Source organism: Stenotrophomonas sp. DR822 (assembly GCF_019793815.1).
GTDB classification, from domain to species: domain Bacteria; phylum Pseudomonadota; class Gammaproteobacteria; order Xanthomonadales; family Xanthomonadaceae; genus Stenotrophomonas; species Stenotrophomonas indicatrix.
Map to the genome: position 1 here is coordinate 751,994 of NZ_CP081826.1, position 22,368 is coordinate 774,361.

At 68.6% G+C, this 22,368-nt stretch carries 23 protein-coding genes; 1 reads left to right on the plus strand and 22 read right to left on the minus strand.

Annotated features, from left to right (window positions below; all coding sequences use genetic code 11):
• Positions 1–164 precede the first annotated feature (164 nt).
• From K5K93_RS03395 to hisS, 16 genes are all read right to left on the minus strand, one after another.
• Entirely contained in the window at positions 165–896 is a 732-nt protein-coding gene (locus tag K5K93_RS03395; RefSeq protein WP_093819671.1) for a copper homeostasis protein CutC, read from the minus strand.
• Positions 893–1,891, minus strand: a complete 999-nt coding sequence (locus K5K93_RS03400) for a N(4)-(beta-N-acetylglucosaminyl)-L-asparaginase (protein ID WP_222389783.1) — start codon at positions 1,889–1,891, stop codon at positions 893–895. The genes K5K93_RS03395 and K5K93_RS03400 overlap by 4 nt, the downstream gene beginning before the upstream one ends.
• A gap of 52 nt (positions 1,892–1,943) precedes the next feature.
• Positions 1,944–2,966 (minus strand): glucokinase, encoded by a 1,023-nt coding sequence (locus K5K93_RS03405; protein WP_222389784.1) that lies wholly within the window; start codon positions 2,964–2,966, stop codon positions 1,944–1,946.
• An 85-nt stretch (positions 2,967–3,051) separates the two neighbouring features.
• On the minus strand, positions 3,052–3,336 hold the full coding sequence (locus tag K5K93_RS03410) for a hypothetical protein (RefSeq protein ID WP_025874818.1): 285 nt from the start codon (positions 3,334–3,336) through the stop codon (positions 3,052–3,054).
• Between the two features lie 48 nt (positions 3,337–3,384).
• The gene (locus K5K93_RS03415) at positions 3,385–4,974 is read right to left on the minus strand and encodes a calcineurin-like phosphoesterase family protein (RefSeq protein ID WP_222389785.1); all 1,590 of its coding nucleotides are present in this window, start codon (positions 4,972–4,974) and stop codon (positions 3,385–3,387) included.
• A gap of 159 nt (positions 4,975–5,133) precedes the next feature.
• Positions 5,134–5,754 carry a bifunctional phosphoribosyl-AMP cyclohydrolase/phosphoribosyl-ATP diphosphatase HisIE gene (hisIE, locus tag K5K93_RS03420; RefSeq protein WP_222389786.1) on the minus strand — a complete coding sequence of 207 codons (621 nt, stop codon included), beginning with the start codon at positions 5,752–5,754 and terminating at the stop codon, positions 5,134–5,136.
• Positions 5,744–6,520, minus strand: coding sequence for an imidazole glycerol phosphate synthase subunit HisF (gene hisF / locus K5K93_RS03425; RefSeq protein WP_222389787.1), 777 nt, complete (start codon positions 6,518–6,520; stop codon positions 5,744–5,746). The genes hisIE and hisF overlap by 11 nt, the downstream gene beginning before the upstream one ends.
• Positions 6,514–7,248, minus strand: coding sequence for a 1-(5-phosphoribosyl)-5-[(5-phosphoribosylamino)methylideneamino]imidazole-4-carboxamide isomerase (gene hisA / locus K5K93_RS03430; protein ID WP_032975531.1), 735 nt, complete (start codon positions 7,246–7,248; stop codon positions 6,514–6,516). Before hisA ends, hisF begins: the two co-directional genes overlap by 7 nt.
• Entirely contained in the window at positions 7,245–7,847 is a 603-nt protein-coding gene (gene hisH / locus K5K93_RS03435; protein WP_222389788.1) for an imidazole glycerol phosphate synthase subunit HisH, read from the minus strand. The genes hisA and hisH overlap by 4 nt, the downstream gene beginning before the upstream one ends.
• Complete coding sequence (gene hisB, locus K5K93_RS03440; protein WP_059064075.1) at positions 7,844–8,917, minus strand: bifunctional histidinol-phosphatase/imidazoleglycerol-phosphate dehydratase HisB; 1,074 nt, start codon at positions 8,915–8,917, stop codon at positions 7,844–7,846. The genes hisH and hisB overlap by 4 nt, the downstream gene beginning before the upstream one ends.
• Positions 8,914–10,008 carry a histidinol-phosphate transaminase gene (gene hisC / locus K5K93_RS03445; protein WP_222389789.1) on the minus strand — a complete coding sequence of 365 codons (1,095 nt, stop codon included), beginning with the start codon at positions 10,006–10,008 and terminating at the stop codon, positions 8,914–8,916. Before hisC ends, hisB begins: the two co-directional genes overlap by 4 nt.
• Entirely contained in the window at positions 10,005–11,300 is a 1,296-nt protein-coding gene (gene hisD / locus K5K93_RS03450; RefSeq protein WP_222389790.1) for a histidinol dehydrogenase, read from the minus strand. Before hisD ends, hisC begins: the two co-directional genes overlap by 4 nt.
• Positions 11,297–12,208, minus strand: coding sequence for an ATP phosphoribosyltransferase (gene hisG / locus K5K93_RS03455; RefSeq protein ID WP_033830971.1), 912 nt, complete (start codon positions 12,206–12,208; stop codon positions 11,297–11,299). Before hisG ends, hisD begins: the two co-directional genes overlap by 4 nt.
• Positions 12,209–12,242: 34 nt before the next feature.
• Positions 12,243–12,551 (minus strand): YerC/YecD family TrpR-related protein, encoded by a 309-nt coding sequence (locus tag K5K93_RS03460; RefSeq protein WP_108266359.1) that lies wholly within the window; start codon positions 12,549–12,551, stop codon positions 12,243–12,245.
• A gap of 194 nt (positions 12,552–12,745) precedes the next feature.
• Positions 12,746–13,015, minus strand: a complete 270-nt coding sequence (locus tag K5K93_RS03465) for a hypothetical protein (protein ID WP_222389792.1) — start codon at positions 13,013–13,015, stop codon at positions 12,746–12,748.
• 23 nt (positions 13,016–13,038) lie between these two features.
• The gene (gene hisS / locus K5K93_RS03470) at positions 13,039–14,436 is read right to left on the minus strand and encodes a histidine--tRNA ligase (RefSeq protein ID WP_222389794.1); all 1,398 of its coding nucleotides are present in this window, start codon (positions 14,434–14,436) and stop codon (positions 13,039–13,041) included.
• 139 nt (positions 14,437–14,575) lie between these two features.
• On the opposite strand from hisS, the gene K5K93_RS03475 reads away from it, so the two are divergent.
• Positions 14,576–15,328, plus strand: coding sequence for a helix-turn-helix domain-containing protein (locus K5K93_RS03475; protein ID WP_222389796.1), 753 nt, complete (start codon positions 14,576–14,578; stop codon positions 15,326–15,328).
• A gap of 102 nt (positions 15,329–15,430) precedes the next feature.
• Here the strand turns inward: K5K93_RS03475 and thrC are convergent, their stop codons facing one another.
• From thrC to K5K93_RS03505, 6 genes are all read right to left on the minus strand, one after another.
• Positions 15,431–16,720 (minus strand): threonine synthase, encoded by a 1,290-nt coding sequence (thrC, locus tag K5K93_RS03480; RefSeq protein ID WP_222389797.1) that lies wholly within the window; start codon positions 16,718–16,720, stop codon positions 15,431–15,433.
• A gap of 29 nt (positions 16,721–16,749) precedes the next feature.
• Positions 16,750–17,664 (minus strand): homoserine kinase, encoded by a 915-nt coding sequence (locus K5K93_RS03485; protein ID WP_222389798.1) that lies wholly within the window; start codon positions 17,662–17,664, stop codon positions 16,750–16,752.
• Complete coding sequence (thrA, locus tag K5K93_RS03490; RefSeq protein ID WP_222389799.1) at positions 17,661–20,165, minus strand: bifunctional aspartate kinase/homoserine dehydrogenase I; 2,505 nt, start codon at positions 20,163–20,165, stop codon at positions 17,661–17,663. The genes K5K93_RS03485 and thrA overlap by 4 nt, the downstream gene beginning before the upstream one ends.
• Before the next feature lie 85 nt (positions 20,166–20,250).
• Positions 20,251–20,388, minus strand: coding sequence for a hypothetical protein (locus K5K93_RS03495; protein WP_164745120.1), 138 nt, complete (start codon positions 20,386–20,388; stop codon positions 20,251–20,253).
• Between the two features lie 138 nt (positions 20,389–20,526).
• Positions 20,527–21,477, minus strand: coding sequence for a DMT family transporter (locus K5K93_RS03500; RefSeq protein ID WP_222389800.1), 951 nt, complete (start codon positions 21,475–21,477; stop codon positions 20,527–20,529).
• Between the two features lie 67 nt (positions 21,478–21,544).
• Positions 21,545–22,264 carry an AraC family transcriptional regulator gene (locus K5K93_RS03505; RefSeq protein ID WP_222389802.1) on the minus strand — a complete coding sequence of 240 codons (720 nt, stop codon included), beginning with the start codon at positions 22,262–22,264 and terminating at the stop codon, positions 21,545–21,547.
• Positions 22,265–22,368 lie beyond the last annotated feature (104 nt).

A 22,368-nucleotide genomic window follows, 5' to 3' on the forward strand; every position in this document is an offset into this window, starting at 1 on the left:
AAGCGGCACAGAAGTCGATGACACGATCACGACACCCGCGCGCGGAACGGTTTTGTCCGTGATCGGGCTGCGTGTTCGCCGGGCATGGCCCGGCGCTACCGCGGATGCATCCATCGCGGTGCCGACCCGCCCCGGTAGCGCCGGGCCATGCCCGGCGGATGCGCTCAGCCGTCGAGCGCCTTCCGCAGCGCACTCACCGTGGCGGTGTCTGTCTGGCTCCAGTCCGGGTCCAGCCCGCGCAGGGCCGGGTTCTGGAACTGCATGGCCGAACGTCGTTGCGCCTTGGCCGAGGCATGCAGTTCGAGACAGCCGGTCTTCCGCGCCACGGCGGCGATGTTGCCCGGGCCCAGCCCTGCGCCGGCCATGACGCTGATCCTGCCGGCGGCCCGCGCGACCAGCGCGGCCAGTACATCGGCACCGGCGTCGGCGCTGGCCTGGCCGCCGGACGTCAGCACCCGCTGGCAGCCCAGCCCGATCACCTGCTCCAGCGCCGCCGGCAGATCGCGCGCGGCGTCGAAGGCACGGTGGAAGGTCACCTGCAACGGGCCGGCCGCGTGCAGCAGTTCGCGGCACAGCGGCAGGTCGATATCGCCCTGCGCATCCAGCGCACCGATCACCACGCCATCGCAGCCCAGTGCGCGGCACTGGGCGATGTCGCGCAGCATCAGCTCGGTTTCCAGCGCGTCGTAGTGGAAATCCCCCGGACGCGGTCGCACCAGCACGAACAATGGAATCTGCAGCCGCTCGCGGGCGATGGCGATGCTGGCAAACGACGGCGTGGTACCGCCTTCGGCAAGGTTGTCGAACAGTTCGATGCGATCTGCGCCACCGGCCTGCGCGGCCAGCGCCGAAGCCACCGAATTGCTGGCGATCTCCAACGTCAGGCGTGCGCTCACGTCTGCGTGATCGTATAGATCGACGGTGAGTCGCGCAGGTCGTCCTGGCGCTGCGCATCGCACACCGCGTAGACGAAGCCGTGATGCAGTGCATAGGCACCCACTTCGCCCTGCTTGTTCATGGCCAGGAAGCAGACCTGCAGCGTGCGGCTGGCCTCGGGGCGCTTGCGCACCACCCGGTCGATCGCTTCGCGGCAGGCCTGTGCCGGCGAACGGCCCTGGCGCATCAGCTCGACCACCAGGAACGAGGCCGCGTTGCGGATCATCTCCTCGCCCACGCCCGAAGCAGTGGCCGCGCCCACGTCGTTGTCCACGTAAAGGCCGGCGCCGATGATCGGGCTGTCGCCGACCCGGCCATGCAGTTTCCAGGCCATGCCGCTGGTGGTGCAGGCGCCGGCCAGGTTGCCCTTGGCGTCCAGTGCCAGCATGCCGATGGTGTCGTGGTTGTCGCTGTTGCCGGGAAGACCGCGGCGCTCGGCATTGATCTGCGGGGCGTACTTTTCGGTCTTCAGCCACTCACGCCAGGCCGCTTCGGCCTTCGGCGTCAGCAGGTGCTGGCGCTGGAAGCCCTGCTGCACGGCGAACTGCTGGGCGCCCTCGCCCACCAGCAGCACATGCGGGCTGTTCTCCATCACCCTGCGGGCCACCGACACCGGGTGCAGGATGTCGACCAGCGCAGCAACCGCGCCACAGCGGCCGTCACCATCCATGATGCTGGCGTCCAGGCTCAGCACGCCGTCGCGGTCAGGGTTGCCACAATGGCCGACAGTAGGGTTGCACAACTCGCTTTCGGCCCAGCGTGCACCGGCTTCCACCGCATCCAGCGCACTGCCGCCCTGCGCCAGTACCTTCCACGCGGCCTGGTTGGCCGGCACGCCGAAGTCCCAGGTCGAGACCACCTTGGCGCCACCGCGCGTACGCGCCTTCACCACCGGCAACGCTGCCACGCCTGCGGCCAGTGCACCGGCCTGCAAAAACTGCCTGCGATCCACCATCTTCGCCTCCGTCTGCATGCTGCGCCTGCCGGCCCGATGCCGGCAGCGCCGATCAATCGTGCGCGGGGGTCCGCGCTGCGTGCCAGGCTGCCGCACCGAGCACACCCAGCTGGCCATGTTCGACGCGCCACACCGGCACCTGGCGCAGCACGTCGGTCAGCACCCCCTTGTTGAGGAAGCGCTCACGGAAACGGCCGTCGGCCAGGAAGTCCTGCACATGGGTGGAAATGCCGCCGGCCAGGTACACCGAGCGCGCGCCCACGGCGATCGCCGCGTCACCGGCCAGGCTGCCCAGCCAGGCGCAGAACACCTGCAGGGTTTCCACTGCCAGCGCGTCGTCGCCTTGCCGCGCAGCCGCGATCAGCGCTTCGGTGCTGGTCCATTGCGGAGCCACGCCGCGCAGTTCGCACAGGCAGGGATACAGGTTCATCAGGCCGCTGCCGGACAGCACGCGTTCGTTGTCCACATGCGGCCAGCGCTGCAGCAGCTGGCCCAGCACATGCAGTTCCAGCGCATTGCCGGCACCCAACGCAGCGTGGCCGATTTCGCTGGCCAGCACCGGGCGCTCGCCATCGGCGAAGCGCAACGCGGCGCCCAGGCCGGTGCCCGGCCCCAGCACCAGTGCCGGGAAGGTCTTGGCCGGATCGGCATCGCCATTCAGCGGCACCAGCGTGTCGGCCTGCAGGTAGGGAATGGCCAACGCCACTGCTTCGAAATCATTGATCAGCTGCAGGTCGGGCAGGCCCGACTCGCGGCGCGTCGCCGACAGGGACACGGTCCACGGCAGATTGGCATTGATCAGGGTATCGCCGTCGAGCAGGCCGGCGATGGCGACCACCGCACTGGCCATCGGCTGGCCGAGACTGGCGGTGAAATCGGCCAGGATCGCCGCCAGGCTGGGGTGGTCGGCGCAGGCATAGGTGCGGTAGCTACCCAGCCGCGGCGCCTGCCCCGGCAGGGTCTCGGCCAGCGCAAGACGGGCGAAGGTACCGCCGACATCGGCGACGACCAGGCTGCGGGAGACGCCGCTGCGGACGGACTCGGATGGCGCCGGGGACACTGCTGCAACGTTCACGCTGGCCTGCTTGGATCGATTGAATCGTGCCGATTCTCAGGCATTGGACGGCCTTTGCCTAGCGCGGCGACAGCGCCGCCCGGGGTCACATGCCTTCCTGCTCGGCCACCTGCACACCGTCCACCAGCACCCGCAGGCGCTGCGGGCGGAACCCGGCGAACAGCAGCGGCCGGGTCCGCTCCACCAGCACTTCATGGCCGGCGATATGGCGCTGCCACGACTGTACCAGTGAGAACGAGAAGTGCGTGCCCGGATGCAGCGGGTGCTGCACCCAGACCTTCTCGCTGGCGCTCTGCAGCATCATCGCGCCGGTGAACCAGTGGCGGCTGAGGGTGACCGGCGTGGTGCCGGCCATGAAGCGGATATCCATGCTGCGTCCTTTCGTGATGGAAGTTGGTGATGGCAGCCCGGCCCGCGCTCAGGGCTGCGCGGTCTGCAGGCTGTAGCTGGTGCTGGCGGTGAACACCGCACCATCGGGCTGGGTGGAGCGCACCTCGACCTTGTGGCTGCCCACGGCCAGGTCGGTCGGCAACGCGCCACGCCACAGGTGCGGCGAGGCGGTGGCTTCCGGAGAGCGGTCGTAACCGCGCAGCGTGGAAGCCAGGTCGTCGGCAACGTTCTCCACCAGCAGGCGCGGATCGGGCTGGCTGACCTGCTTCATCGGCTGCCAGGCGCCGCCATCGACGCGGTACTCGACCACGCTGGCGTCCTCGCCCATGTACACGTTGGCATAGATGCCCCACGCCGGGTACGCGCCCTTGCGCAGCACCTTCGGTGCATGCAGGCCGATCTGCTCGCTGGCGGCCGCACCGGCCACCCGGTACTGCAGGCGATAGCTGCCGTTGCCGGCCACGTCCAGCAACGCATAGCCCTTCGGCGTGCCGTCGCTCATGGTGCTGTCCGGTACGCCGGCGGCATTCTTCACGCCCGACCAGAACGCACCGCAGTTGGCACCGACGTTGTACTCGTGCAGCGGCCTGGCGCCCTGCCAGCCGTCGGCTTTACCGTGATAGACGTGCTGCTGGGTGTGGCTGTGGCCACTGAGCACCAGCACGTTGCGGAAGTCCTTCAGCAGGTCGAACAGGCGCTGGCGGTCGGCATGGCGGAAGGTCTCGCGCCCCGGTGCCGCATCGAACAGCGGAATGTGCATGCCCAGCACCAGCAGGCGGTCCTTGTGCATGCCCTTCAGGTAGGCCGCAAGGAAAGCGAACTGATCCTCGCGCAGGCCACCGACATACCTGGGCTTGGCGTTGGGGTCGTACACCACGTCGTCGAGGAACACGAAACTGGCGCCGCCCTCTTCCACTGCATAGGTATCGGGGCCGTAGATGTTGCGCCAGCTGTCCAGCGAATGCGCATCATTGGCCGCGTCAACATCCAGGTCGTGGTTGCCGGGTACGTGGAACCACGGCACGCCGAGTTCGGTGGTGACCTTGTTGATCGCCGGGTACAGGGTCAGGTCGTCGTTGACGATGTCGCCCAGCGTGGTACCCAGCCGCGCCTTGGTCTGGCCCACCAGCGGCGCCACGATCGACTGCCGGTAGTAGCCGATGTCCTGCAGGCTGGCGGTCTGCGAGTCGGTGAACACCAGCATCTGGAAACCACGGCGGCTGTCATGCCGGTCGTTCTGCAGGGCGAAGTCCCAGTTGCGGGCAACGTCACTGGTCGCGGCGATGCCACCGTACTTCAGCGCCGGAGAACCATTGGGCCGATAGTGCCGCCAGAACGACGGCAGGCCGTCGGCGGCCTTCGGGAAGGAATACGCATCGGGCTTGATCACGAAGACCGTCTGCCCGTCACGCACAGGCAGGCTGTAGCTGCCGTCGGCGGCGGTCTTGACGATGGTTTCGCCGTTGGACACCTGCACGCCGGCCAGGCCCGGATCGGTCGCACCGCGGCCCGGCTTGCCGTCACGCTCCAGATAGACCTTGCCGCTGACCACGGTATCGGCGGCCCAGGCCGGCGAGGTCAGCAACAGGCAGCACAGCCAGGCGGCAGGCAGTTTCATGGGGGCGGTCCGGGAAAAAGAGACCGCCTATTGTAGATTCCGGCGATGACATCGCGCACGCGATTGCCGCTTTTCCTGTCGTGCCGGCCGCTGGCCGGCATTCCACCAGGCGTCCCACGAACATCAGGTTGCCGGCCAGCGGCCGGCACTACCGCACCTCTAACGATGGCGCTTTTCCAGCACGTCGCGGGCATCTTCCAGCGACAGCCCGCGCGCGCGCAGCAGCACCAGCAGGTGGTACAGCAGGTCCGACGCCTCGCCCAGGAAGGCCTCATCGTCCTGCGCCACCGCGGCCAGCGCCGTCTCCACGCCTTCCTCGCCCACCTTCTGCGCGATGCGGCGGATGCCACCTTCGAACAGGGACGTTGTATAGCTGCCGGAGGGGCGCAGTGCCTCGCGCACGGCCACCAGCTGGTCCAGGCCGCCGAGGAAGTCCTTCGGCGCGCCATCGAAGCAGCTTTCCGCGCCGGTGTGGCAGGTCGGGCCTGCCGGGCGCGCCAGCACCAGCAGCGTATCGGCATCGCAATCGACGCTGATCGACTGCACCGCCAGCACATTGCCGGACTGCTCGCCCTTGGTCCAAAGACGCTGCTTGCTGCGGCTGAAGAAGGTCATGTGGCCGATGGCCAGCGTCGCTGCCAGCGACTCGGCGCTGACGTAACCCAGCATCAGCACCTGCAGGGTATCGGCGTCCTGCACAACGGCCGGCAGCAGCCCATCGCCCTTGTCCCAGTCCAGCGTTTCCAGCGCCTGCGGCGACGGCCGCACATCAATAGACATCCCGCACCTCGATCTGCTGCTCGCGCAGGTAGCGCTTCAAGTCGGCAATGGCGATGGCGCCACTGTGGAATACGCTGGCCGCCAGCGCACCGTCAACGTCGGCCTGGTCAAAGGCCTGGGCGAAGTGCTCCATCGTACCCGCACCGCCCGATGCGATGAGGGGCACCTGGCACAGCGCACGTGCCTGGCGCAGCTGCTCGACGTCATAGCCACGGCGCACGCCATCGCTGTCCATGCAGTTCAGCACGATCTCGCCGGCACCCCGGCGCTGCGCCTCGACGATCCAGTCCAGCGTGCGCAGCGGCACTGCCTGGGTTCTGTCCGGGTCGCCGCTGAAACGGCGCACGCGCCACTGGCCATCGTCCTCGCGTACCGAGTCGACACCGACCACCACGCACTGCACGCCGAATTCTTCGGCCAGTTCGGTGATCAGTTCCGGGCGGCCCAGCGCGGGTGAATTGATCGAAATCTTGTCCGCGCCGGCGAACAGCACGCGACGCGCGGTCTCGACGCTGTCGATGCCGCCGGCCACGCAGAACGGGATATCGATCAGGCGCGCGATGCGCTCGATCCAGGCCACGTCCACCGACCGCGCCTCCGGGCTGGCGCCGATGTCATAGAACACCAGCTCGTCGGCACCCTGGTCGCGATAGCGCTGCGCCAGTTCGGCGATGTCCCCCATGTCGACGTGATCGCGGAAACGCACGCCCTTGACCACGCGGCCATCGCGCACGTCCAGGCACGGAATGATGCGGCGGCTCAGCATGCCAGCGCCTCCGCCAAGTCCATGCGCTGTTCCAGCAATGCCTTGCCGAGGATCGCGCCACCACAACCGGCGGCCTGTGCCGCAGCCACGTCGGCCACATCGCGGATGCCGCCCGACGCCTGCACCGCCACGCCCGGCAGCAACGCTGCGAGGTGCTGGTACAGGCTGATGTTGGGCCCGGCCAGCATGCCATCGCGGGCGATGTCGGTGCACAACAGGTGACGCATGCCGGCCTGTGCATAGCGCTCGGCCAGCGCATCCAGGGTCACCCCCGCGTTCTCGGTCCAGCCATGCACCGGCAGCTGCCATTGCCCTTGCGCGTCCTGCCGTGCATCGAGGGCGATGGTCAGCCGCTCCGGGCCGAACTCGCCCAGCCAGCCGATCACCTGCGCCGGCTCGCGCACCGCCAGTGAGCCGATCACCACGCGGCTGGCACCCGCATCGAGGATGCGTGCCACGTCGTCACGGCCACGCACGCCGCCACCGGTCTGCACCTGCAGCGGGGTCTGCGCACGGATCGCGGCCAACAGCGGCGCCAACGTGTAGCCACCGGCACGTGCGGCATCCAGATCGACCAGGTGCATCCACTGTGCGCCCTGCGTGGCGAACGCCTGCGCACGCGGCAGCGGGTCGTCGCCATAGTGGGTTTCCTGCGCGTAGTCGCCCTGACGCAGCCGCACGACGCGGCCGTCGCGGATATCCAGTGCGGGGTAGACGATGAAACTCATGCAGCGGTGCCCTCGAGGAAATTGCGCAGCATCAGCGAACCGGTATCGCCGGACCGCTCGGGATGGAACTGGGCGCCGAAGTAGCGGCCCTGCTCGACCAAGGCGGTGAACAGGCCGCCGTGATCACAGGCGGCAACGGTATGGCTGTTCAGCGGCGCGGCATAGCTGTGCACGAAGTACGCACTGGCGCGCTCGGGAACCCCCTGCAGCAGCAGCGACGGGCGCAGCGGCAGCAGCCGGTTCCAGCCCATGTGCGGCACGCGGATGCCACAGGCCGGCACCAGCTTGCGCACCACGCCGGGGATCAATCCCAGCGTATCCACGCCGGCCTCTTCGGAGCGGTCAAACAACAGCTGCATGCCCAGGCAGATGCCCATCAAGGGCACCTGCAGCTGGCGCAACGGCTCGACCAGGCCCTGCGCATGCAGGCGCTGCATGCCGGGGCCGGCCGCGCCGACGCCGGGCAGGATCACCCGTTGCGCGCCGGCCAGGCCTTCGGCATCGCGGACCAGCTTCACCGTCGCACCGAGCCGTTCCAATGCGTAGCGCACCGAACCCAGATTGGCACCGCCGGCATCGATCAGCACGACCTCGCTCACAGCGCCCCCTTGGTGGTCGGCAAGGCGGTGCCCTGCCGCGCCAGTGCCGGCCGCAGTGCACGTGCCAGGGCCTTGAAGCAGGCTTCAACCTTGTGGTGGTCGTTGTCGCCACGCACCTGCAGGTTGAGGTTCAGCCCGCTGGCATCGCACAGCGAACGGAAGAAGTGCGGGACCAGCTCGGTCGGCATGTCGCCCACGCGCTCGCGCTTGAACTCGCCTTCGAATACGAAATATGGGCGGCCGCTGAAGTCCAGCGCAGCACTGGCCAGGGTTTCATCCATCGGCAGGGTGAAGCCGTAACGGCCGATGCCGCGCTTGTCGCCCAGCGCCTCGCGCAGGGCCTGGCCCAGTGCAAGGCCGGTGTCTTCGATGGTGTGGTGTTCGTCGATGTGCAGGTCGCCCTCGGCGCGGATGTCCAGGGCGAAACCGCCGTGCTTGCCGATCTGTTCCAGCATGTGGTCGAAGAACGGCAGGCCGGTGTGGATGTGCGCATCACCGGCACGGTCCAGATCCAGTTCGACGCGGATCTTCGTCTCCTTGGTATTGCGCTGGACCACCGCCGTGCGTGGTGCATCGGCCAGTGCGTGGGCGATGCCCGGCCAGTCCCACTCGCCGCCGAACTGTTCGGTGCGCAGCTGGAAACCACGGATGTTGAGGTTGTCGGCGAACTGCAGGTCGGTGATGCGGTCGCCCACCATGCCCGAGCGCGCCCAGTCGATGCTGCGGTCCTGCAGGTAGGCCGTCATCAGGCCGATGCCCGGCTTGCGCGTCGGCGCGTTGTCGTGCGGCCAGCTGCAGTCGACCAGCACGTCACGGAAGACGATGCCCTGGCTTTCGAAGATCTGCAGCATCAGGTCATTGGGGCCATCGAAGCTGGCGCGCGGGTAGCGCTCGCTGCCCAGACCGTCCTGGTTGGTGACGATCACGAACTGGTAGCCGGCATCGCGCAGCTTCAGCAGCGCCGGGATCACCTGCGGCACGAAGCGCAGCTTCTCGTAGGCGTCGATCTGGAAATCCGCCGGCTCCTCGATGAGGGTGCCGTCGCGGTCAATGAACAGGATCGGCGTCATGCCGCGGCCCTCCGCGCCGACAGGGCCGCAAGCACGCGGTCGTTCTCTTCGGGGCTGCCGATGCTGATACGCAGTGCGTCGCCCAGCTGCGGTGCGGCGCGCTGGTCGCGCACCACCACGCCGGCAGCAAGCAGCGCGTCGAACGCCGCCTGCGCATCGGCAAAGCGGACCAGCAGGTAGTTGCCGGCCGAGGCGTATACCCGGCCGATGCCAGGCAGGCCCTGCAGGCCGTGGTGCAGGCGCTCGCGCTCGGTGATGACCGTGGCTACCCGCTCAGCGGTGCGCGCAAGCGCGGCCGGCTGCAGCGCCTGCACGGCCAGCTCGGCGCACGGCGTCGGCACCGGGTACGGCGCCTGGCAGCGGCGCAGCACGGCAATCAGCTCCGGCGCGGCGATCAAGGTGCCGACACGCGCGGCGGCCAGTGCGTGCGCCTTGGACAACGTGCGCAGCACCGCCAGGTTGGCATGCGCGGCAAGCAACGTGGTCGCCGAAGCGCGCTGCGCGTACTCGACATAGGCCTCGTCCACCACCACCAGCGCCTGCCCGCGCAGGGCAAGGGCCACGCGCTCGATCTCCGCCAGCGGGATATCGCTGCCGGCAGGATTGGATGGCGCACACAGGAAAACGAGCTTGGCGCCCTGCCCCTTCGCAGCGGCAATCACCGCATCCAGGTCCGTGCGCAGGCCGTCGCCATCGTCAATCAGCGGCACCTCGATCAACGGCGCACCCTGCAACCGCGCACAGACTGCGTACATGCCGAATACCGGCGGCGTCACCAGCACGCCATCGCGGCCCGGCGCGCACAGGGCGCGCACCAGCAGATCGATCGCCTCGTCGCTGCCACGGCCTACCAGCAGCTGTTGCGGCTGCACGCCGTACAGCGACGCCAGCGCATCACGCAGCGCAGCCGGCTGCGGCTCCGGGTAGCGGCGGCAGCCCCCCGTGGCGTCGGCCGGGTTGGCCCACGCCGATTCGTTTGCGTTCAACCACACCTCGCCCTGCACCGCGCTGCTGCGTGCCGAACTGTAGCCGGCAAAGGCCTGCAGGTCCGGCCGTACCAGTGCCAGCACGCCGTCAATGTCCGCGCTCATGCGGCCACCTCCATGCGCAGTGCCACCGCACGTTCGTGTGCATCCAGTCCTTCGGCGCTGGCGATGATGCGCGCGCAGCCACCGATCGCGGCCAGGCCAGCGGCGGTCGCGCTCTGTACGCTGATCAGGTTCTGGAAGCTGGCCACACTGACGCCACTGTAGGCGCGCGCGGCACCGGCGGTGGGCAGCACGTGGTTGGTGCCGCTGCAGTAGTCACCCAGTGCTTCCGGCGTGTAGTCGCCGAGGAACACCGAACCGGCCGCCTGCACCTGGTCCAGCCACGCGCGCGGTTCGCGCAGGGCCAGGATCAGGTGTTCCGGGGCGTAGCGGTTGCTGATCGCAAACGCATCGGCCAGCGATTCCACCTGGACCAACTGCGATGCCGACAGCGCCTGGCGGGCGATGTCCTGCCGCGGCAGCAGGGCCACCTGGCGTTCAACTTCGGCCTCGACGGCGGCCAGCATCGCCGCGTCATCGGTCAGCAGCAGCACCTGCGAATCCGGGCCGTGCTCGGCCTGCGACAGCAGGTCGGCGGCAACGAATGCAGCGTTGGCACCGGCATCGGCGATCACCAGCACTTCCGAGGGACCGGCCGGCATGTCGATGGCGGCGGCACCGTCCTGTGCCACCTGCTGCTTGGCCTCGGTGACGAAACTGTTGCCCGGCCCGAACAGCTTGTCGCTGGCCGGGATGCTTTCGGTGCCATAGGCCATCGCCGCGATCGCCTGCGCACCACCCAGCTTGAACACGCGTTGCACACCGGTCAGGCGCGCGGCCACCAGCACCGCCGGATCGGCCGTACCGTCGGCACGCGGCGGGGTGCACAGCACCACCTGTGGGCAAGCGGCCAACTGCGCCGGCACGCCCAGCATCAGCGCGGTGGACGGCAGTGGCGCACTACCGGCCGGCACGTACAGGCCAACCCGGCCGATCGGCCGCAGCATGCGCTCGCAGACCACGCCCGGCGCGGTTTCCACCGTATAGCCCTGGCCCATGCCGGCCGCGTGGAAGCGGGTGATGCGTTCGGCCGCTTCCACCATGGCCTGGCGCAGCTCGGCCGGCACCGCGGCATCGGCAGCTGCGAACTCGGCTGCGGAAACTTCGAAATCCTGCAGATCCACGCCATCGAAGCGCGCGGTGATCGCGCGCAGCGCGGCGTCGCCCTGCGTGCGCACCTGCGCGATCAGCGCGGCCACCGCATCACGGGTCTGCTGCGCCACGGTCTGCACCGGGCGGGTCAGCGCCGCGCTGCGTGCGGCCTCGTCAAGTTGCGACCAGATCAGACGATTCATGCCAGCGACCGCTCCACGCTCAGTACCATCAGGCCCTGGGCGCCGGCGCGCTCCAGCTCTTCCATGCGCTGCCAGGTCAAAGGACCGGGGCACATGGTCTGCAGGCGCAATGCACCGCCATCGGCAGGCAAACGCACCAACGGTTCGGCATCGGCCAGCAGCTGCGACAACGCGTCGACGCGGTCCTCGCTGGCGCGGAACATCAGCAGCTTGCGGTCCTGCCGCTGCACCACACCGTCCAGGCGGCGCAGCAGCATGCTGCGCAGCGCGCCGCGCGCATCATCGGGAACGCGTACCGCACCGGCCAGCACGGCTTCGCTGTCGAGCAGGTTGTGCACCGGGGTGAGCTGGTTGGCACGCAGCGTGGCGCCGCTGGAGACCAGGTCGCAGATCAGGTCGGCGGTGCCCAGGCGCGGCGCGATCTCCACCGATCCGGACAGTTCCACCACCTGTGCGTCCACGCCCTGCGCGGCCAGCCACTGCTTGAGGATGGCCGGGTAGCTGGTGGCGATGCGGGTACCGGCCAGTTGTGCCGGCCCCTGCCATTGCCAGTCTTCCGGCACCGCCAGCATCAAGCGGCACTGGCCAAAGCCCAGCCCCCGCAATGCCTGGTAGGCATCGGCCAGGCCGATCTGGCGACGCGCGGCCGCCTGTTCGTCCAGTTCATTGCGGCCGACGATGCCCAGGTCGCAGACGCCATCGGCGATCAGGCCGGGAATGTCGTCGTCGCGCACCAGCAGCAGGTCCACCGGCAGTGATTCGCCGTAGCAGAACAACTTGTCGCGGCTCTCGCGCCAGCTCAGGCCACAGGCACTGAGCAGGTTGCGGGCGGGCTCGGCCAGCCGGCCACTCTTCTGGATGGCGATACGCAGCCGGTCTCGCGCCGGCGCTGCCTGGGTTGCACTCATGGGGGAAGTCTCGAAGTCTGGAACGGGGCGCGGATCAGCGCGAAGCAAGGCGGTCGACAGCGGCGGCATAGCCTCGATGGCCATGCTCGAGCGTGCGTGCCACCCGTCCGGTGGTGGTCACGCTGACGCCGGTGCGCTCGTGGATCTCACGGTAGGGCACGCCCTGCTGCAGCAGCGGCACCACCTTCCAGCGGTCAGCCATGGCTTCCAGCTCGGCCGGCGTGCACAGGTCACGCAGGAAGGCGACTACCTGCTCCGGCTCGCGCAGCGCGGCAAAGGCCTGGGCCAGGGCGTCCAGATCGGCTTGCGGGTCTTTGGCGGCGATGTCGGGGCGGACTTTCACGGGCGGGGCTCTTGCATCAATGTAATAGCGTGTTAGTACATTAACGCATTCTTGCGAGCCGCGTCAAACCGTGAGGCCATGGGGTCAGATCCGTTTTCCAGGGGAAAACGGATCTGACCCCTGAACCGGGCGGCGGAAACGAAAACGCCCACCGGGCGGTGGGCGTTCGGATGCGGCAATGGACAGGGCATCGATCAGGGCAGGCAGCGGACCTCTGCCTGCAGCGCGCCGCGCCGCAGGCATTCACCGAACAGGCTGCCCTGCCGGCTGGGATGGGACTGCAGGTTCTGCAGCGCCCCTGCCCGGCCCGGGCACGCCCGCTCGGCAAGGGCCTGCAGATCCTGCTCAAGCTGCGCTCGATCCATCACATGGCAGCGATCAGCCACCAACTGGTAATACGCAGGGCCGATCCGGGTGCTGCGCAACGCCGGATCGCTCTGGCATGCCGCCAGCAGGAACAGCATCAGTGTTCCTGCAGCGGCACGCGTCACGGCATGACCCGCGACTGCTCCAGTTCCACCTGCAGGGTGCTGGCCAGTTCATCACGGGAGACTTCGAACTGCTGCTCGCGCAGCAGGTCCTTCACCGCCACCACGCCGCGCGCCAGCTCGTCTTCGCCAGCCAGCACCACGAAACGGATACCGGCCTTGGCCGCGTACTGGAACTGCTTGCCGATCTTCTTCAGCTCCATCTGCACTTCGGTGTTGATGCCGCCGGCGCGCAGGCGGCGGGCGATGTCCAGCGACTGCGGCATGCCCTGCTCGTCCATCAGCGCCACCAGCGCCTGCACGCTGCTGGCCTCGATGCCCTCGATCAGGCCAGCTTCGCGCAGCTGCCAGAACAGGCGCGACAGGCCGATGGAAATGCCCACGCCCGGCAGCTTGGACTTGCTGTAGTGGCTGGCCAGGTCTTCATAACGGCCACCGGAACAGATCGACCCGATCTGCGGGTGGTCGGTCAGCGTGGTCTCATACACCGTGCCGGTGTAGTAATCCAGGCCACGTGCAATGGAGAAGTTCAGGCAGTACGCGCTTTCCGGCACGCCCAGTGCCTGCACCAGCTGCAGTACTTCGCGCAGCTCGGCCACGCCGGCACGCAGGATCTCCGAGGAACCCGCACCGTCTTCCAGCGCGGCCAACTGTGCCAGCGCATCGGCATGCCCCTGCGAACGCACGGCGACGAAGGCCAGGATCTTCTCGACCTGTTCGGCCGGAATGCCGAAGCCCTCGCCCACCAGCGTCTCGCGCACGTAGTCGGGGCCACGCTTGTCCAGCTTGTCCACTTCGCGCAGCACTGCCAGCTGGCGTTCGCCCTCGGCCACGCCCAGGCTTTCGAAGAAGCCGCGCAGCAGCTTGCGGTTGTTCAACTGGATGCTGAAGTCACCGATGCGCAGTTCGGCGAACACCGCATGGATGACCGCCAGCACTTCGGCGTCGTAACGCACGCTCAGGCTGTCCTTGCCGATCACGTCGATGTCGCACTGGTAGAACTCGCGGAAGCGGCCGCGCTGGGCGCGCTCGCCGCGGTACACGCGCTGCATCTGGTAACGGCGGAACGGGAAGGTCAGCTCGTGTTCGTGTTCGGCCACGTAACGCGCCAGCGGCACGGTCAGGTCGAAGCGCAGCGCCATCTCCGGCAGCGAACGATCACCGGATTCAGCGGCGTTGGCCAGCGCGCCGGTGGACTGCACGAAATACACCTGGCGCTCGGTTTCGCCGCCGGACTTGGTCAGCAGCACATCGGACAGCTCGAACACCGGCGTCTCCACCGGCAGGAACCCGAAGCGCTCGTAGTTGCGGCGGATGACGTCCAGCATGCGCTGGAACGCAATCTGCTCGCGCGGCAGCAGTTCAAGGGTGCCGGGCGGGGTACGGGGCTTGATCACGGGCGGAGCTCCTGCGGAATCGGGGACGTGGGAGGGGGCGACATTCTAGCGCCCCGCATCGCTCAGCCGCAGATAAGGGGTCCAACGGCCGCTTGAAGTATCATAAAGCCCTCCCCCGCCCGCGATACGCCCACGCAACATGTCCCGGCCTTCCGGCGCTCCGCCCGCCACCAACGACCCCGCCGCGCCGTCCTGCGCCACGCTGGACTGCCTGCACTGCTCGGTACGCCACCTGGCGGTGTGCTCTGCGCTGTCGCCCGATGAGGTGCAGGCGCTGGAACAGGTGACCGTGTCGCAGCAGGTGCCGATGGGCAGCACCCTCGCCCGCAGCGGCGAAGAGCGCCAGCATGTCTATACATTGACCGGTGGCGCGCTGCGGCTGGTGCGCACGCTTGCCGATGGCCGTCGCCAGATCAATGGCTTCGTGCTGCCTGGCGATTACCTGGGCCTGAGCGGCAGCGACCACCATCGCTACGACATCGAGGCCATCGCCGACAGCCGCGTGTGCCGCGTTGCCCTGCCGCAGATGAAGGGCCTGCGCGCCCGCTATCCGCACCTGGAGCGCAAGCTGCTGCAGCGCGCCTGCCAGGAGCTGGACGCCGCACAGGATGCCGCGCTGGCGCTGGCACGCCTGCAACCGGCGGAGAAACTCGCTGATTTCCTGCTTCGCCTGGCCGCGCGCGAGGCCAAGCTGGGCGGGGATGGCCTGCGCGTCTCCCTGCCGATGGGCCGCGGCGACATCGCCGATCATCTGGGCCTGACGATGGAGACGGTCAGCCGCACCTTCACCAAGCTGCGCCAGCAGGGGTTGATCGCCCTGCCCCATCTGAACGTGGTTGAGATCCTCGACGAGGATGGCCTGCGCACGCTGGCCGGTGACGTGCTGGGCTGAGCGCCCGATTGGTGTCGGATTGCCGGCCAGCGGCCGGCACTACCCGTGATGCGTGCTTCTGGTAGTGCCGGCCGCTGGCCGGCAACCACGCAGGCGCCTCCATCAACGCAACAACACCTCACGCAATGCCGCGTAGTCCGCCGCCACTGGCTCGGCGTGCGCCGGACGCTGCAGCAATGCATCCAAGGCCGGCGGCACCGCCACTGCTTCGCCGATCAACGGTTCCACCACCGCCTCGAACTTCGCCGGGTGCGCGGTAGCAACCACCGCCCAGTCACCCTTGGCGCCACCGGCGCGCAGATCCTGCAGCACCTTCACCGCCGTGGCCGTGTGCGGGCAGAACAGTTCACCGTCGCTGGCATGGGCGCTGGCGATGGTCGCGCGGATGGTCACGTCATCCACTGCGAAGGCGCGGAACGCCGCCCGCAGTTCGGCATCGTCGCCCTGGTACAGCCAGCGCAGCCGCTCGAAGTTACTGGGCGCGCCGACATCCATGGCGTTGGCCACGGTCGCAACGCTGGCCGCTGGCTGGTACGGGTCGCCACTGAAATAGCGCGGCAGCACCGCGTTGGCGTTGGTGGCCAGCACGATCTGCCCGATCGGCACGCCAAGCGCGCGCGCCAGCACCGCCGCCATCGCATTGCCGAGGTTGCCGGTCGGCACCACCAGGTTCAAGCGCCGCTGATGCTGCGCATGGAGGCCCAACGCCGCGTGCGCGTAATAGCTCATCTGCGGCAGCAACCGGCCCAGGCTGATGCTGTTGGCGGAGCTCAGCGGCACCTGTGCCTGCAGATCGCGGTCCGCCAGCGCCTGCTTCACCATCGCCTGGCAATCGTCGAACGAACCGGCCACCCGCAGCGCCTGGATGTTGTCGCCAAAGCAGCCGAGCTGGTGCGCCTGTCGCGGCGACACCCGCCCATCGGGATACAGCACCACCACGCGTACACCGGGCTGCCGATGGAAGGCCGCCGCTACGGCTGCGCCGGTGTCACCGGAAGTCGCCACGACGATGGTCAGATCGCGCCCCTTGCCGGTCTGCAGCCGCGACAGCACACCGGCGAGGAAGCGCGCACCGATATCCTTGAACGCCGCCGTCGGCCCATGGAACAGCTCCAGCACATGGTCACCGCTGTTGCGCAGCGCGCGCAATGGCACGGGGAAATCGAAGGCTTCACGGCAGATCGATGGCAAGGCCTCGGCCAGCACATCACCTTCGAAGAAAGGTGCGAGCAGGTCAGCTGCGGTATCGGCCAGGCTGACGCCAGCCTGCAGGGCGCGCGGCGCCGGCAGCACCTCCGGTACGTACAGGCCGCCATCGGGGGCAAGGCCGGCGGCGATGGCCGCACTGAGTCCAACGGCCGGCGACTGGCCGCGGGTCGAAACGAATTGCATGAGGTCGATATCCGGTAGGGAGGAAGGATTCAGCACAAGCAGGCTCCGGGTGCATCCAGCGGCGAGATCCAGGCATCACTGTCGAAGCCGGCAGCGGCAAACGCCGCACGCACCGGCTGCGCTGCCGCGCGCGCCTGGTCGGCATCTTCAAACCAGGCAAAGACGCTGGGCCCGGCGCCGGAAATGCCCGCGCCCATTGCGCCGGCGGCCAGTGCAGCATCGCGTGCCGCGTCGAAGCCCCCGATCAGGCCCGCCCGCCGCGGTTCCACCAGCACATCGCGCAGGCCGGCGCGCACCAGCGAGGCATCGCTGCGATGGCAACCGCTCAACACCAGCGCCAGGTTGGAACTCTGGGCGACGAATTCGCCCAGCGCATAGCTGCCCTGCAGCGCCTGTCGTGCCCGCCGGGTCTCCAGCACCGCATGCGGATGCACCAGCAGGCTGTGCCAGCTGGCCGGTACCGGAATCGGCACCAGGCGATCAGCCGTGCACAGCGCCACGCCGCCCAGCAGCAGCGGGCCGACGTTGTCACCATGGCGGCCACCGCTGGCCACGGCTTCGCCATCCAGTGCGAACGGATACAGCGCTTCGCGCGACAGCGGCATGTCCAGCAGTGCATTGGCTGCCACCAGCGCTGCCACGCAGGAGGCCGCCGATCCGCCCATGCCGGAGCCGAACGGAATGCCCTTGTCGATCTCGATGGCAAAACCGAAGCCCAGCCCCAGCGCTGCACGCAGTGCGATCAGCGCGGCCCCTGCTGTATTGCCTGGCGCATCCAGCGGCAGTTCGACCGCACTGCCACGGATCGTATCGATGCGCACCAATGGTTCGTCGATGCGGCGCACGCTCACCGTATCGCCGATACCGGCGATGGCGTGGCCGAGGATGTCGAAGCCGACCGCCACGTTGGCCACCGATGCGGGTGCGAAAGCGCGTGCGATCACAGCCGCGCTCCTTCGCCGGCCGCCACCCGCAGCAGATCGGCGAACACGCCGGCCGCGGTGACTTCCGGGCCCGCGCCCGGGCCCTGCACCACCAGCGGGTTGTCGCAGTAGCGGCGGGTACGGAACTGCACCACGTTGTCGGTCAGCCGCAGGTTGGCGAACGCGTGGTCGGCCGGCAGCTCCTGCAGCCCGACCGACGCGCCATCCGGCCCCAGCCGCGCGACATAGCGCAGCACCGCACCGCGCTGGCGGGCATCGTGCAGCCGGGCCAGCAGCGCCTCATCGGAGGCACCCAGGCGGGCCATGAAATCGTCCACGCTTCCTTCGCGCAGCAACGCCGGCACCAGGCTCTCCACCTGCACCTGCTCCAGGCTGAGCGCGTGACCGGCCTCGCGGGCCAGGATCACCAGCTTGCGCGCAACATCCACGCCGGACAGATCGTCGCGCGGATCCGGCTCGGTGTAACCCATCGAGCGCGCCTGCGCGACCAGTGCCGAGAACGGCTGGCTGCCGTCAAAACGATTGAACAGCCAGGCCAGCGTGCCGGAGAAGATGCCTTCGATCGCCAGTACTTCGTCTCCGGTATCCACCAGGTCACGCAGCGTGGTGATCACCGGCAGGCCGGCACCCACCGTAGCCTCGTAGCGGAAGCGCGCACCACTGGTGGCCGCCGCCGCGCGGATGCGCTGGTAGCGTGCCAGCGGGCCGGCGCCAGCCTGCTTGTTCGGGGTGACCACGTGTATGCCGGCGGCCAGCCAGCCTTCATAGCGCTCGGCAACCTCTGCACTGCCACTGCAGTCGATCACCACCGCGTGCGGCAGATGCGCGGCCAGCAGGTGCTCGGTGAAGTGGTCCAGATCGCTGGCCTGGCTGGCGTCCTGCAGCGCCTGGCGCCAGTCTTCATGCAAGCCGTCGGCCTCCAAGCGCATGCGCGAGCGGGATGCAAGCGCGCGCAGGCGCAGATCGACATTGGCCTTGGCCAGCAACTGCGGGCGCGCCGCCAGCAGCTGATCCAGCAACGCAGCGCCAACATTGCCCGGACCGATCACCCCCACCGCGAACGTCTGCGGCGACAGCCAGAACCCGGCATGCGCGGCACGCAGCGCGCGGGTCGCATCGGCGCTTGCCACCGCCACCGAGATGTTGCGTTCGGAAGACCCCTGCGCGATCGCCAGGATGTTCACCTGCGCCCGGCCCAGCGATTCGAACAGCCGTGCGGCCACACCCGGCTGGCCCGCCATGCCATCGCCCACAGCGGCCAGCACGCTGACGCCCTCGCTGACCTGCACCCGCTGCACCTGGCCGGCAGCCAGTTCGTGCGAGAACGCCTGCACCACGGCATCGCGACCGCGCGCCGCTTCGCCTGCGCGGACAACACAGCAGATCGAATGTTCGGAAGAGCCCTGCGAAATCATCACCACCGAGACCTGTGCCTGGCGCAGCGCGGCGAACACCCGTTCGGCGGTACCCGGCACACCGATCAGGCCGGTGCCTTCCAGGTTCAGCAGGGCCAGATCCGTGCTCAGCGTCAGCCCTTTCACCGGGCCACGTGGCGAGCGCTCGGCGCTGATCCGCGTACCCGGATGGCTGGGCTGGAAGGTATTGCGGATGAAGATCGGCAGGCCCAGCCGGATCGCCGGTGACATCGTCTGCGGATGCACCACTTTCGCCCCGAAATAGGCCAGTTCGCAGGCCTCGTCGTAGCTCAGCGCGTGCAGTTGCACGGCCTCCGGCACCAGCCGCGGGTCGGCCGACAGCACGCCGTCGACGTCGGTCCAGATATGCAGCTCATCGGCGGCGAACAGGGCGGCGAAGATCGCGCCGGAGTAGTCACTGCCGTTGCGGCCCAGCGTGGTGACGCGGTCCTGGCGATCGCGGGCGACGAAACCGGTGGCGACCACGCGCGGCTGCGGGTGCTGCAGCCGCCACGCGGCAAGGCGCTCCGCACTGGCATCCCAGTCGACATCCACGCCCAGTTCGCCGTGGCCGACCACCAGCACATCGCGTGCATCCAGCACCGCGCAGTCCTCGCCCAGCGCGCGCAGGTGGGTGCCAAGCAACTGTGCGGAGAACACTTCGCCCAGGCCCTGCACGCGGTCGAGCACTTCGCGTGGCAGCTCGCCGATCACCGCCAGCGCGGCCAGCACCTCGGCCAACTGGTCGAAGCGTGCATCGATCCAGTCCACCGTATCGCCCACCTGCTCACCCAGCAGCGCTACCGCGGCACCCCGATGCCGCGCGCGCAGCGCATGCCACGCCTCCTGCCAGCCGGCATCGCCCTGGGCTGCCAGGTGTGCCAGTTCGATCAGCGCATCGGTAACCCCCTTCATGGCCGAGACCACGCTGACCTGCAACGACTCGGGGCGGGCCAGCAGCAGGCCGGCGACATGGCGATAGCGCTCGGCGTCGGCCACCGAGGTGCCGCCGAACTTGTGCACGACAGTGGACGGCGCGGCCAGTGCGGACGCGGCAGGCGAATGGGCGGGGGCGATGGAAGACATGCAGACCTCGGTTGGAGGCCCCGTCGCATGCAGGTGGTCGAGTTTCCCCGTCACCTGGATGGTGCGGGGCCGTTGTTTTCGGGAGTTACACGAAGACGACGGGCCGCACCAGGGCAGTGGTGACGGTGGTGGTGGTAATGGTGGTGGTGATGGCGACCGGCGCAGTCGAACGGCCCGCGGTAGCGGGGGCGATCAGGCGGGCGTTGGCGGCATCAAGGACCATGGCGTACAGAAAACACCGCCGCGATGGCCGCTGTCAAGTGTTGCGGCGCAATATTTCCTTGCGGCGATCATCGGCCAACGTGCCGGCATTTGGTTGCAACTGAGACCAAAAGGTGATCGTCGCCCTCAGTGCGTCGATTCAGCCGACATGTTCGGTTATTGCGCGCGGTGTGCGATGCGCATGCGCGCACAACAGCACCCCGCCCACCAGCAGCACGATCGCCAGCAGTTCCAGCAGGCTGGGCCAGCGCCGCTGCCAGGCGAAGGCGTACAGCAGTGCGAACAGGGTCTCGAACACGATCATCTGTCCGGTCAGGGTCAGCGGCAGCAGGCGACTGGCCCGGTTCCAGAACGCATTGCCGAGGATCGAGGCGACCACCGCCACGCCTGCGCTGATGGCCCAGAACCCACCCCATTGCGCCGCCGTATGCGCCTGGTTGTGTCCACTGAACGCCATCGGCACCAGCAGCAGCGACAACCCGCCGGTGGTGACGCCGGTCAGCAGTGACCAGTCGTGGCTGGAAAGGTCGGGCCGCCGCGACAGCCAGCGGCTGTTGCCGATGGAATACAGCGCCCACGAGAACAACGCACCGAACGCGCACAGCAGGCCGATCAGGCGTTGCCGCCAGGGCGTACCCATATGCTCGGACATCAGCGCCTCCCAGCCGACCATCGCCACACCGAGCACGCACAGCGCCAGCGCCGGCAGCAGCTGCTTCAACGGCACCGCACCCTGCTCGCGCACGCCCACCAGGGTGACCACGACCGGAATCAGGCCGACAATCAACGAAGCAGCGGCGCCACCGGCCCACTGCACCGCCGTGGCCAACAGCAGGAAGTACACCAGGTTGCCGGCCAGGCTCAGCCACAACAGGCCGATCCACTCGGCGCGACCGAGCTTCGGCGCCAGCCGCTTCCAGCGCGGCAGCAGCAGGACCACGGCGATCAGGCCATAGACCAAGTAGCGGCCGGCGGAAAGCTGCAGGGCATTGAACGTGCCCAACACGGCGGGCGCGAGGAAGACCACGCCCCACAGCGCACCGGCGGCGATGCCATTGGCGATGCCCAGGGCAATCGGGTTGTTGCGCATTGCAGGTTCACAGCAAGAACGGGCCGCGCAGTGTAAGCGGCCCCTTGCCGGCCGGTCTTGACCGAGGCTACTGCCGGTTCGCTTCCGCAGCGTTGGGTGTGGCTCGCCGCCATGCCGCCGGCGTCTGCCCGCATTCGCGGCGCAGCGCACGGGTCAGTGCACTCTGCTCGGAATACCCTGCGGCCAGTGCGATATCGCTGATCGATGCCGGGCTGACCCGCAACTGGTGCTTGGCCCAGCGCAGGCGGCTGGCACTGAGCCAGGCCTGCGGGCTGAGCCCGAACTCACGCCGGAACACCGCATGCAGGCGGCTTTCGCTGATGCCGACAAAGGCAGCCATGCGCGCTACCGACCACGCATGCCCCGGCATCGCCTCGACCGCAGCGCACAGGCCCTGCAGGCGCGCACCACTACCGGCAGGCGCGAAGACCCGCAGCAGTTCCGGTAGCAGCGCTGGCACAGGCCGGCCCGTCTGCACCTGGGCAAGCCGCTGCCGCAGCGACAGCGGGAGATGCAGCCAGCGCTGCCGGCACAGGTGCTCCTGGGTCGCGTCATCGAGCACGCCCGGCCCGCAGTCGACAATCACGAAACCGTTGGGACCCTCGGCCATCTGGTCGTGCGCCTCGCCGGCGGCCACGAATGCGCCCCGCAGCAGGTCAAGACGGCCGCCCCTGCCCTCCATCTCGAACTGCAGCTCACCCTGCAGCGGCAGCACCCACTGCGCATAGCCGTGGCGATCCAGGCCGGTGGCCTGACCGTAGTGCCGTAGATGGAAGATGGCGCCCATTTGTCCAGTGTGCGCGTGCCACTGCCGGCCCGCAACGATGCCGGGCACCGGCGACCTTCGTGCCAGCACGCCGCGCATTGCCCAGCGCGGCCACGACGTGCTGG